This window comes from Celeribacter halophilus, assembly GCF_900114135.1.
In the GTDB taxonomy this organism is placed as follows: domain Bacteria; phylum Pseudomonadota; class Alphaproteobacteria; order Rhodobacterales; family Rhodobacteraceae; genus Celeribacter; species Celeribacter halophilus.
Genome location: NZ_FORY01000003.1, coordinates 302,809 through 314,882, shown reverse-complemented (window position 1 = coordinate 314,882; position 12,074 = coordinate 302,809). Strand labels below are relative to the sequence as shown.

Genomic DNA, 12,074 nt, shown 5'->3' with positions numbered 1-12,074 from the left:
GCACGCCGTGGCCAACGGTAGGGGGGCTTGCGAGGCCCCACTGGGGCCACGGTCCCCCTAGCTTTGTCACGAAAGCTCAAACCATGGACCGGCAAGTGAGGCACGACATGATTGAGCCAAATAATTCCATTTTGTCCATCGGGCAGCAGTGCAAGCTGCTGTCGATCTCACGCTCGTCATTCTATTACACGGCGAAGGGCGAGACCGCGCAGAACCTTGATTTGATGCGGCGGATCGACGAGCAGTTCCTGGAAACACCCTTCTTCGGTGTCCGGCAGATGACCTGGCACCTGCGTAACGATGGGCATCTTGTGAACGAGAAGCGGATACGCCGGCTGATGCGCCTGATGGGGCTGATGCCGATCTACCAAAAGCCCAACACCAGCAGGCCTGCGAAAGGGCACAAGACGCATCCCTACCTGCTGAGAGGTCTGCGGGTGGAGCGTCCGAACCAAGTTTGGTGCTCGGATATTACCTATCTGCCCATGCGCCGAGGGTTCTTGTATCTGGTCGCCATTATGGATTGGCACACCCGTAAGGTGCTGGCCTGGCGCATCTCGAATACTCTGGAGGCGGACTTCTGTGTTGAGGCACTGAACGAGGCCATCCACAAGTTCGGCCCGCCCGAGATCATGAATACCCCCTCTCGTGACATTCGCTTTGCGAATGCACTGCCGGGCAATGGATCAAGGATCTCAGTTCACGTCCTTCGCCTGGACCGACCGGCTCCGCCGATCCGACGTGCGCATCTCAATGGATGGGAAGGGCCGCTACTTAGACAACATCTTCATTGAAAGGCTCTGGCGAACCCTGAAATACGAGTGCGTCTATCTGCATGCTTGGGAGACCGGATCAGAAGCGAAGGCAGGCATCCGGAAATGGATGACCTTTTACAACAACCAACGCCCACACTCAGCCCTTGGCGGCAGGCCACCAGCCGTGGTCTATTGGCTGAGAAATAACAGAACACAATCCAATCAGCAGGAGCAGAGAGTAGCTTAATTTACGCCAGATCCTGTCCAACAAATGGGGAGTAGCTCACGCGTCAGGTCGTTCTGGCCTGGCGCCCCGGAACGGCACGGGCGAAACTCTTTCAATCCATCGGAAAGCTGTTGCAGAAAACCCAGAAAAACCTTGTCCAACCCGGAAATGTGTCGAATGGAGATCGTTCAACCTGTGCCTGAGACCTCCCGACCCGACAGCCACAGATATGTCTGCTGCGTGTAGATGGGTCTTCCGCGATGCGGGCACCGTGAATGGCCTATGTAAAAACGCCCTTCCGGCACGGAAAACCCCCGCTGCCATCAGACAACGGGGGTGTTTATTCAACATCAAGAGTTGAACCAGATCATCCTTCGCGTTCCAGATTCTTGCGTGCCAGTTTGCGGGCGCGACGGATCGCTTCTGCTTTCTGACGCGCATTTTTCTCGGAAGGCTTCTCGAAATGTTGCTTGAGCTTCATTTCGCGGAACACGCCTTCCTTTTGAAGTTTTTTCTTTAGAACCCGAAGGGCCTGATCGACATTGTTGTCACGAACACTAACCTGCATGTGGTTTACATCAGCCTTCTCGTTTGGATTTGCAATGATTTGCATCTACAGGCCAGATAGCAACCTTAAACCATCTTGTATAGCAAAGCCTGTCATGCCGGACAAAGTCGACGGTCGCGTTCTTGTCATCTGGCGGTTGTCCGAGAGGCATCACCTGCGCGACCGTTCAGCCGGGAAGCCCGTCGATCCTTGGGATGGAGCTCAGATCGTTGTCCCAGTCCGCACGACTGGAACAGCAGATATGCGCGTCGGGTCTTATGTCGATCGGGCTGTCAAGCGACCCTGCCGGAACCACAAGCAAACCGACCTCCGGCTGGGAAAAAGGCAGTGCGGATCCGCAGTCGGAGCAAAAGCTCTTCATGTGGCGTGATCCGGGGAGACGGAACGTCTTGATCTTTGCCTCGCCTGACACCCAGATGAGTTTGGCTGTGGAGGAAAACAGGTTTGCCGAATGGGCCGAACCGCTGTCCTTACGGCAGCGGGAACAGTGGCACAGGAAAAAGCTCTCGAACTCTCCTGATATGCGGAATTTCACAGCGCCACAAAGGCATTGTCCCGTGGTCGGTTTCTTGTCCATTCACACTCCTCGCAACCGGCAACCCCTGCCGCCAGCCGAACGCATTTCATTGTTCCCTTGTATCCCCGTGTTGATTTCCGGTCAAAGGGATCAAAGAGAGACAGCCTCGGTGTCACAGAGCATCAACGGATTGAAAACCATGCCTTACGTGGTTCACGGTCCAGAGCCGCCGTCCGCTCACGTTGCAGCAAAGGGCCGCTTCGAGCCCAAGGCGCTTGATGCTGCGCCTTGCTCGAATGTCTACTCTACAACGATGAGCCACTCGCCATACCGGCGATCATTGCTCCGAGTGCTACAATGTGAACCAGCATTAAGGCTTTGTCATTCCACATCGCTCCAACTGCAAACCACCCCAAAACGCCGATTAGGAACAGGTAGAGATTCCATGGTGTCCAGCCGAAACCTGTGGCGGTGTAGCCTAATATCTGGATGATCGAAGCGCCCCATTTGACCGCAAACACCATACGGTCAAAGCGTGGGCGCGCAATGCTTGCATCAGACGGCACGGGTCAATCCTCCGTCGATACGCAGGTTTTGCCCTGTCATGTAGCCACCACCTTCGGATGCCAGAAGCGAAATTACAGCAGACACTTCTTGCACGCGCCCATAGCGCCCCATCGGGATACGGGCTTTGCGATCTTCGGTTTCAGGAATGCTGTCAATAAACCCGGGCAGCACGTTGTTCATACGGATATTGTCGGCGGCATATTTGTCGGCATAGAGCTTCGTAAACGCCGCAAGTCCGGCCCGAAAGACGCCAGAGGTCGGAAACAACGGATCGGGTTCAAAGGCCGCAAATGTCGAAATGTTGATGATCGCGCCACCGCCCTGTGCTTGCATGACGGGCGTCACCAAGCGCGTCGGGCGAATAACGTTCATCAAATACACGTCCATGCCCCTATGCCAATCCTCATCCGAAATATCCAGCACCGGCCCTTTGGGTCCATGACCTGCGGAATTGACCAACACATCCACACGCCCCCAACGGTCCACCGCTCCTTGAACCAAGGCAGAGAGGTCATCGGGGTTGGTATTGGACCCCGTGACGCCGAACCCGCCTAACTCGACCCCAAGCGCCTCGCCTTTCCCTGAAGACGACAGAACACCCAACTTAAAGCCATCTGCAGCCAATCGACGGGCCGCCTCTGCGCCCATGCCGCTTCCTCCGGCGGTGATAAGTGCTACTTTTTCTACTGAACTTTTTCTCTCCATCACTATTCTGGCTTATCAATAGATCAATAAAATCGGCGTATCGCGCGAGAATTGATGTTTCATGACTATAGGATTACTATTGCCAAATGCCGCAACTTCCTCCCCTCAACGGTCTACGTGCATTTGACGTGGCTGGCAGATGTCTGAATTTCCGTGCTGCTGCGGATGAACTTGGCGTCACCCAAGGGGCCGTCGCCCAACAGGTGCGTCAACTTGAGGCGCATTTAGGCGTGCCCTTGTTTGAACGGCTTCCAAAGGGCTTGGCTTTCACGTCAGCGGGACGGAGTTATCACGTCTTTGTCGCCGCCGCATTCGAGGCGCTGCGCAATGCAACGGAGCAACTCAAACCGGAACCCCGCAAAGTTCTTGTCAGCGTCACTCCGACATTCGCCGCAAAATGGCTGATCCCCAACCTGCCGGACTTTTCGGCCAAGCATCCGGATATCGACCTACGCATTCTGGCAACAGAAAAGGCTTCAAGCTTTCACAGCGACGGAATTGATCTTGCCGTGCGACAAGGAAAGCCGCCTTTCGGAGCCTCACTTGATGCGCACCTCCTGTTTCGTCAGGAGGTTATCGCCGTGGCCGCGCCAAGTCTGGTGGACGGGTATGATTTGCCTCTTGATGCAAAAGCGTTGTCATCCATCCCCAAACTTCATGACAGCCACAACCTCTGGCCCGAGTTTCTCAAACTGCATAACATCGAAGATGTAGCCGGACATAGGCTACGCCTCAGCCAAACATCCCTGTCCGTGGATGCAGCCCTGTTTGGTCAGGGAGCGGCTCTGGTAAGCCGTTTTCTCGTAGAGGGCGAGATTGCCGCCAAACGGTTGATACAGATCACACCACAAACCCTGATCGGCGAACAGGACTTTTACCTGCTCTCCACACGCAAGACAAAACAAAACCCGGCGATTGAAGCCGTTATATCTTGGTTTCTGGAACAAGCTGAAAAATAGCCTCATCCTGCTTTATTCAATCAAAAGCAGTCGATTTCTGCCATTGGCGCAGCCGTAGCGCATATCCGTTTTGTCCCGCTGAGCTGAACTTGGTGCGCGGTGCGCGCGCATGTCTGGTGCCCGATGCAGCAACGCGGTGATCATCTTTTCACGCGGCAAGACGAAACTCTTATGGAAGGAGGCATTGAATGTCACATCCTTCTGCGCAGCGGCGATAATGGAACATAGAGTATCGCGATCTTTGTTCAGATGCTCGAAGACATTGATCAGAAACTCTTCCAGCACCACGCGACACCTTTTGTCCTCCTTCAGGGCAGGTTGGGCGGCGTAATTGCCTGTTTCCTCGAATACGGCTTCGAGGACGAGATCGGCCCTACCGTTGCTCGACGATATCGTGTGGTTCAACGCTCTGCAGTTTATACAAGCCATTGGTGTAAGTACTGGCATGGGCTCGGCTTTGCTCGGAGCCATTCAGTTTGCAATGGCATTTACCGTCTCGTCCTGCGTTGCCATCGGAGGAACAGCCACGGCTCTGCCCATGTCCTTCGGCCTCTTTCTCCCAGCAACTCTCGCGACAGTATTGTTTTTTGCCTCAGGAAAGCGTTCAAAGAGATAGGCCTGTCGAGAGCACAATCGGGAAACCTCACCAAATGAGAGTATGGGCCTTGGCTTGCAAAGGCGACCAAGGCCCATCTCCTTAAACAACAGCCATGCGAGATGAAGCAAATGTCCGGTTTCGCCGTTGGTGTCGGACTGCCACAAACGGCTCGGAGCTGTCTTTCTTCGATTTTGGGGGGCCTGTTTCTAAGGAATGATGCAACAAAATGTTGCGCCCAAGCCGTATGGTTGCGCCACTCTGCGGAACCTCCGGCGCCTACCCCGCCTCTTTCCAAGTCTCCGGCGTCAGGTAGACCACGCTATCATCAACCCCGACCATCACCTCGCCGTCCTGAATGTTGACCTGCAACTTCATCGTGCGGCGCGCCAAATCGGCCAATGCGGCGGTGTCTTTCGGGGTGATATTCACCACTTTCAGGTTATCGAACCGCGTGGTGCTGTTTTTGATCTTCTCCCACCACATCTCTGCCGTCCTGCCGCCATAGGCATAGATGATCACATCACGGGCCTTGCCACAGGACTGACGCACGAGTTTCTCGCTCGGCAGGCCCAAGGCCACCCAGAGTTCCAGTTCGTCGCTCAGGCTTTTCTGCCAGATGTCGGGCTCGTCATCCGTGGAGAGGCCCTTGGTCATTTCCAGATGCTCGTGGGCATTCAGGGCAAAGGCCAGCAGGCGCACCATCAACCGCTCATCCGTCTCGGAAGGATGTTTGGCCACCGTCAGCTTGTGGGTCTCGTAATAGTGACGGTCCATATCGGAGACGGTGAGTTCAACTTTGTAAATGGTGGCTTTGAGCGCCATGATATCTGTCCTGATTAAAGATGGGCCTGCCGCAGGCGTTTCAAGAAACGCCGCGCTGCGTCGGGATGGGGCTGTCACGCTCCATCGAGGCACGTTGCGATAGGCTCTAAAGCCTCCGGCGTCTTTGTGAAAGCAGATAAGACATCGGACAGCCGTTCGCGCGGCTCTTGTGCCACGCCCCTGCCCGCCTCTTCCTGCCTCAGGCAGATAGGGCCACGGGCATGGTCTCAGGCATGGTGATGAGCAAAGCAGACAGGATCGCCCTGCTTTGCCCCTTGGTTACGCTTGCGCTTTTAGACCGCGATGCGCGCTTGGCGTGTTTGCAACCTGACCATGACATATCCCATCAAGGTCGCCATGCCGACATGCCCGATAAAGGAGGACTGGGTATAGGCCCCGAACCCCATCATGAAGCTGCGCCCCACCACAGGCGCCAGCATACCTTGTGCCACGAACCACAGGACAAACCCCGCCACGGCACCTGACAGGATGAGATTGAACCGCGTCACCAGATGCGTCAGCCAGACAAACGCCCCGAACCCGACTGCGCCGATTGTGAAATGGACAAGGAAACCGGCCCAATGCGGCAGCGTGACGCCAAAGGCGATCTTGATCAGAGCGATCACCAAATTCGCAGGGGCCAAAGCCACCCCGAACAGAACCGGCGAGATCAGCCATGCGTAGAGTTCAAACGAAATTTCGCCCACCAATCCGGCGATCACCAGATTTCTGAGGCTGTGAAGTGTCAACATATCGGGAAGGTCTCTCTGTGTTTTGCGCAAAATGCGGAGCCGGTTTGAAACACTGTGGCAAAGGGCGGCACAGAACAGACCGTTCATCGCGCAAACGCCTTTGCCGTCATGTCGTAGACTGGCATTTAAGCGTTATGGAGCGATGACTCAAAAAACATATTTGAACGATCACTCAACAAAGGGTGATCGTTTTTTATGTGGGCGGGGTTGGGGGGGCGAGACCCAAGCAGGCCAAACACAAAACGGGGGCCAAAGCGGCCCCCGTTTCAACGTCTCACAAAATGCTTTGTGTCAGTCTTTCATGTCTTTCACGAAGGTCTCGTCGACCTCACCGCGGAAGAAGTCGCGACCGTAGACGAGGATGCAGAGCACCACGCCGACGCCGAAGGCCCAAGCGGCCCCGCGGGTGGCAAGCACGGCGGCGACGACACCGGCGATGCCCAGGTCACGCTGGGAGCGCGCTTCCATCACACCGATGCGTACCGAGACATAGCCCTGGATCAGCAGCGTCAGAGCCAGAGCGATGCCGAGGATCGGCTGCACGAGCGTGACAATCGGCATCAGGAGCAAGCCGGTGTTGGTCCCCCAACGGAAGGACCCTGCCCCGCCGAAGATCGAGTCCATTGCCTTTTTGCCCTGCGTGAAACGCTCGACAATGACGACATGCATGGCGGCCCAGAGCGGTCCACACATGGCCACATCCGGCCCGATGATGGACATGACCGAGTTCCGCGCCCCGAAGATCATATGTGCACGGTCGGGGTTGTAGTCGATCTTTTCGTCCAGACGCGCGTGGTCGGCTTCTTCAAGGATGGCCTTGCTTTGCAGAACATCCCCGAACAGCACGATATAGGCGGCCAGAACCGTCGGGATCGCGGTGAGGAACATGCTCAGCGGCGGAAAACCGAGGCCGAAGATGGTGTATTCCTTCCACAGCGTGGTGAAGTCCGGCTTGGAAATCCCCCACTCGATGGTCGGCCACGGCGCCTCGCCAAAGACCGGAGCAACCACAATCGCCAGCGCCACAATCGGGAAAATACCGAGCTTGCCGATCGCACCAAAGATGAAACTGGTGGCTTTCAGCTTGGCAAAGTGCCGCGAGAAGATGACGTAGAAGGCAATCCCAACCGCGATGGTGATGGTGAAGGGAAAGCTGTCAAACCGGCCACCGACCTTGAACACCGAGATCACGGCGGCAATGCCCGCCCCGATGATGATGCCGGATTTGATCGCTTGCGGAATCAGCTGCACCACGCGATGCGCCAGACCCGAGGCCCCGATGAAGATCGAGAACAGACCGAGCATCAACTGGAAGGCAATCAAGGCATGCACGCGCTCCGGCCCCTCCGGAAATGCCGCACAATAGGCCATCAGAAGCGGGATCGCCGGTGTGATCCAGCCGGGAATAACCGGATCGCCCAGCAAGTGGTGCGTCAGGTACAAAATCCCGTTCATCATGACAACAGCAAGGGCCACCTCAAAGGGCATCCCCAACAGTTCGATCATGAGCGGGATCGCCGCCAGATCCACAGCGCACATCAAGAGGCCCTGGAAGTAATCCGGCCACTCGAACCGGTAGTGTAGGAATGGCAGGCGGATCTTGAACGGACCCGCCGGCCAATAGGGCGTTTCCTGCCCGTCGATACGTTGTTGTCTCACTGAAGTCTCCTCGCTTTGTGCGCAGTTGGGCCCCTCCCTCCCGGGGCACATTTATAGTATGTGTCAGGCGCCCTACCTGCGGTGCGTCAGGGCGCCTGTCTGAGGGTCAGTATGCTTCGCGATACAGCGCGAGCGCATCTTTCTCCGTCACTTCGACGGGATTGTTGACCAGAAGCCGCGTTTGCAGCATGGCGTCTTTCGCCAGCATCGGCAGATCGGCTTCAGGGACGTTCACATCACGCAGTTTCAACGGCGCGCCGGAGCGATCCATCAGGTCTTGCATGAAGTTCACGAAATTGGCGGATTTGGCCTGCGTGCCCTCCTCGGACGGCCCGACAACCACATCGGCCAGCTCGGCATAGAGCGATGCGGCGGCGGTCATGTTGTAGCGCAGAACCGGCCCGAGCATCAGCGCATTGGTCAGACCATGCGGCAGGTGGTAATGCCCGCCCAACGGATAGGCCAGCGCATGAACCGCGCCCACCGGACTGTTAGAAAACGCCTGCCCCGCAAGGTTCGCACCCAGAAGCATCGCTTCGCGGGCCGCGCGGTTGGTGCCGTCCTGACAGGCGGTGATCAGGTTCGCCGTCATCAGACGCAGCGCCTCTTTGGCGAAGACATCCGACATCATGTTTTTCTTGTGCTGGCCGGTGAAGGCTTCAATGGCGTGAACCATCGCATCAATGCCGGTCGCAGCCGTCTGAACCGGCGGCAGACCCACGGTCAGCTCGGCATCCAGCAACACGCGGTCGGCATAAAGCTGATGCGAGACAATGCCCATTTTCGTGGTCTCGCCGGTGGTCAGGATGGTGATGTTGGTCACTTCGGAGCCCGTGCCCGCCGTGGTCGGAACCTGCACCAGAGGCGTGCGTTTGCCCTCGACCTTGCCGATGCCGTAGAGCTCGGAAAGCGGTTGTTCGGAGACCAGCATCACCGCCACGAGTTTGGCGATGTCCATAGAGGAGCCGCCACCAAGCCCCATGACGACATCCGCACCCGCCGCTTTCGCACGCTCGACGCAGGACATCAGCACGGCTTCGGGCGGATCGGCCACCACATCGTCGAACACCGTCACGGTGAAACCGTGAGCTTTCAAAGAGGCCACAGCCGGATCAAGCAGGCCGTTCTCATGCAGGAATTTGTCAGTCACGATCAACAGGTTGCGCTCGGGAAACCATGCGCTCAAAAGCTCGCCCATCCGCTTCGCGCCACCCCATTCCACAAGCATGGAGCCGGGCGTGTCGAAGGAAAACGGTTTGATACCATCAGTCATTGATCTTGTCCTTGAAGTAAAAAATGCGCGACCCGCAGGAAGTGGGACGGGTCGCGCGAGGGGAAGGGTTTAAAGGGCGCTACAGATGTATTTCATCTCGAGATAGTCCTCGATGCCGTATTTGGAGCCTTCACGGCCCAAACCGGACTGTTTCACGCCACCGAACGGGGCCACCTCGTTGGAGATCAGGCCCGTGTTGTGCCCGACCATGCCGTATTCCAGCCCTTCGGAGACACGCACCATACGGGCGTGATCGCGGGTGAAGAAATAGGCCGCCAGACCGAAGATCGTGTCATTGGCCATGGCAATCGCGTCTTCTTCCGTGTCGAAGGGAAACAGCGGTGCGAGCGGGCCGAAGGTTTCTTCGGTTGCGACTTTCATCTCCGGCGTGACACCGGTGAGGATGGCCGGCTCAAAGAACAACCCGCCAAGGCGCTTACCGCCCTGCATAAGTGTCGCGCCTTTGGAGACCGCGTCCTCGATATGGCTTTGCACCTTGTCGAGGGCTTTCGGCTCGATCATCGGGCCGATATCCGTGCCCTCTTCGGTGCCGTTGCCAACGGTGAGTTCGGAGACTTTGGCCGCCAGTTTCTTGGCAAAGGCGTCATAGACCCCGCGCTGCACCAGAATACGGTTGGCACAGACACAGGTCTGGCCCGCGTTGCGGTATTTCGAGGCCATCGCCCCTTCGACCGCCGCATCAAGATCGGCGTCATCGAACACGATGAAAGGTGCGTTACCGCCCAGTTCGAGCGAGACTTTCTTGATCGTGTCGGCACATTGCGCCATCAGCAACCGGCCCACTTCGGTCGAACCTGTGAAGGAGAGTTTGCGGACCACATCGCTGTCGGTGATGACCTTGCCGATTTTCGAGGCCGGACCGGTGACGATCTGGAACACGCCTGCCGGAATGCCCGCACGTTCGGCCAGCACACCAAGCGCCAGCGCCGTGAGCGGGGTGAGATCGGCGGGACGCACGATCATCGAGCACCCTGCGGCCAGCGCAGGCGCGGCCTTGCGGGTGATCATCGCGGCCGGAAAGTTCCACGGCGTGATCGCGGCGGTCACACCGATGGGCTGGCGCAGCACGGTGAGGCGCTGGTTGCGTGCCGGTGCGGGGATCGTATCGCCGTAAATGCGTTTGGCTTCCTCGGCGAACCACTCCACGAAAGAGGCGGCATAGGCGATTTCGCCCTTGGCTTCTTTCAGCGGCTTGCCCTGCTCCAGCGTCATAATCAGGCCGAGGTCTTCGGTGTTCTCCACCATCAGTTCGAACCACTTGCGCAGCACGGCGGAGCGTTCCTTGGCCGCCCATGTCGCCCAGTCCGCCTGCGCCACCCGCGCGGCTTCGATCACCGCAGGGATTTCGTCGGGGGACATGCTGGGCACGGTGCCGACCACGGAGCCATCTGCGGGGTTTGTGACCTCGATGGTGTCACCGGATGCGGCCTGCACCCACTGGCCGTTCACCAGACAAGCGTTTTGCAACAGAGACGGGTCTTTGAGTTCAGGCATTCGGGCCTCCCAGTTTGGTCTTGGCTATTCGGTTTCGGCTTGACTGATCGTTCCATATACGGAACGCTGTCTTTAATATGAAACGTATGCCGATGTATACCCTATGTCAATTCCTCAAATACGGCGGTAAACTTGCCCGACAAAACGCAGACAAATGGCAGACACATGGCTGACCCTACAAAACGGCGCGCACCGGCGGCGGAGCGCACCATCCGAATCCTCGACCAACTGGCCGCCAGCAGCAGCCCCATGGGCGTCTCCGAGCTGGCCCGATGCCTCGATATTCCCAAGAGTTCCGTCTTCGGCATTTGCGAGACACTGGTAGAAACCGGCGTGCTTCACTCGGACCCTACCGGCTACAGCATGAGCGCCCATTGCCTGCGCTGGAGCGGGGCCTATCTGAGCCGTTCCTCCCTTGTCTCCGAATTCCAGCGCACGCTGGCCCGCGACGGACGGTTGGCCAATTACACCGTCACCCTCTCGACGCTGGAAAACGATCAGGTGGTCTACCTCGCCTGCCGCAACTCCGACAAGCCTTTAGGCTTTACATTTCAAATAGGTATGCGCCTTCCTGCGGTCTATTCCGCGACCGGAAAAGCCATGCTGTCGCAGCTTCCGCAAGAGCAGAGACGCATGCTTCTCTCCGCCCCGTGGCATGCGCCATTTACCGACAACAGCGTGCGGGATCTTGAGGCGTTCGAAGAGGATGTGAAGGTCTGGCGCGCGCAGGGCTACGCCGTGGACAATGGCGAAATACGCGAGGGCATGGTCTGTCTCGGTGCGCCGATCCTCGGGCCGGAGGGCACGCCCGTGGCAGGCATCGCGATTTCCATGACCAGCACCGAAGCCCGCGACGCCGCCAAGAAAGACCTCGGCGGCATCATCTGCGAAATCGCAGGCTCCCTGTCGCGTCACCATCTCGGCTAACCCCGCCCGCGCCGCTTGACAGAGCCGCCGCATCGCACTATTTCAATCCTAACTTCGAGAATCCGCGTAATGACGAAACCATAAAACGCGCCGCTCCCGACACAAAATGCGGCCATAGCGGGCCACCCTGCCCCCACATATCGGGTTGATGCTGGCGACGTTCAGCGCTTTGACTGCAACCGCATCGCGTGGTGACGAGGACGGAAATGATGATGAAAACACAGGAGACCG

General features: G+C 57.7%; 12 protein-coding genes and 1 pseudogene. 3 read left to right on the top strand and 10 right to left on the bottom strand.

Annotated features, from left to right (window positions below):
• Positions 1–62: 62 nt before the first annotated feature.
• Positions 63–1,002, top strand: a pseudogene (locus tag BM152_RS04705) (IS3 family transposase); the annotation flags it as partial.
• Between the two features lie 346 nt (positions 1,003–1,348).
• Here the strand turns inward: BM152_RS04705 and rpsU are convergent.
• The 4 genes from rpsU to BM152_RS04685 all read right to left on the bottom strand — a co-directional run bounded on the left by rpsU (position 1,349) and on the right by BM152_RS04685 (position 3,338).
• The gene (gene rpsU, locus BM152_RS04700) at positions 1,349–1,549 is read right to left on the bottom strand and encodes a 30S ribosomal protein S21 (protein WP_066608183.1); all 201 of its coding nucleotides are present in this window, start codon (positions 1,547–1,549) and stop codon (positions 1,349–1,351) included.
• A 166-nt stretch (positions 1,550–1,715) separates the two neighbouring features.
• Positions 1,716–2,126, bottom strand: a complete 411-nt coding sequence (locus tag BM152_RS04695) for a GFA family protein (protein ID WP_066608116.1) — start codon at positions 2,124–2,126, stop codon at positions 1,716–1,718.
• Between the two features lie 245 nt (positions 2,127–2,371).
• Positions 2,372–2,632, bottom strand: a complete 261-nt coding sequence (locus BM152_RS04690) for a DUF6552 family protein (RefSeq protein ID WP_066608111.1) — start codon at positions 2,630–2,632, stop codon at positions 2,372–2,374.
• Positions 2,622–3,338 (bottom strand): SDR family oxidoreductase, encoded by a 717-nt coding sequence (locus BM152_RS04685; RefSeq protein ID WP_066608110.1) that lies wholly within the window; start codon positions 3,336–3,338, stop codon positions 2,622–2,624. The genes BM152_RS04690 and BM152_RS04685 overlap by 11 nt, the downstream gene beginning before the upstream one ends.
• An 86-nt stretch (positions 3,339–3,424) precedes the next feature.
• On the opposite strand from BM152_RS04685, the gene BM152_RS04680 reads away from it, so the two are divergent.
• A complete protein-coding gene (locus BM152_RS04680) occupies positions 3,425–4,297 on the top strand; it encodes a LysR substrate-binding domain-containing protein (protein ID WP_066608107.1) in 873 nt (290 codons plus the stop codon).
• 12 nt (positions 4,298–4,309) lie between these two features.
• On the opposite strand, the gene BM152_RS19215 is transcribed toward BM152_RS04680, so the two are convergent.
• From BM152_RS19215 to BM152_RS04645, 6 genes are all read right to left on the bottom strand, one after another.
• Positions 4,310–4,744, bottom strand: a complete 435-nt coding sequence (locus tag BM152_RS19215; RefSeq protein ID WP_158527942.1) for a hypothetical protein — start codon at positions 4,742–4,744, stop codon at positions 4,310–4,312.
• A 427-nt stretch (positions 4,745–5,171) separates the two neighbouring features.
• Positions 5,172–5,717: a YaeQ family protein gene (locus BM152_RS04665; protein ID WP_066608098.1), complete on the bottom strand. Its 546-nt coding sequence runs from the start codon at positions 5,715–5,717 to the stop codon at positions 5,172–5,174.
• 293 nt (positions 5,718–6,010) lie between these two features.
• On the bottom strand, positions 6,011–6,469 hold the full coding sequence (locus BM152_RS04660) for a hypothetical protein (RefSeq protein ID WP_066608180.1): 459 nt from the start codon (positions 6,467–6,469) through the stop codon (positions 6,011–6,013).
• Between the two features lie 291 nt (positions 6,470–6,760).
• A complete protein-coding gene (locus tag BM152_RS04655; RefSeq protein WP_111481328.1) occupies positions 6,761–8,128 on the bottom strand; it encodes a hypothetical protein in 1,368 nt (455 codons plus the stop codon).
• A gap of 106 nt (positions 8,129–8,234) precedes the next feature.
• The gene (locus tag BM152_RS04650) at positions 8,235–9,401 is read right to left on the bottom strand and encodes an iron-containing alcohol dehydrogenase (protein ID WP_066608092.1); all 1,167 of its coding nucleotides are present in this window, start codon (positions 9,399–9,401) and stop codon (positions 8,235–8,237) included.
• 69 nt (positions 9,402–9,470) lie between these two features.
• Positions 9,471–10,916 (bottom strand): NAD-dependent succinate-semialdehyde dehydrogenase, encoded by a 1,446-nt coding sequence (locus tag BM152_RS04645; RefSeq protein WP_066608089.1) that lies wholly within the window; start codon positions 10,914–10,916, stop codon positions 9,471–9,473.
• A gap of 165 nt (positions 10,917–11,081) precedes the next feature.
• Here BM152_RS04645 and BM152_RS04640 point away from each other — a divergent pair, with 165 nt between their 5' ends.
• Complete coding sequence (locus BM152_RS04640) at positions 11,082–11,843, top strand: IclR family transcriptional regulator (protein ID WP_066608086.1); 762 nt, start codon at positions 11,082–11,084, stop codon at positions 11,841–11,843.
• Positions 11,844–12,074 lie beyond the last annotated feature (231 nt).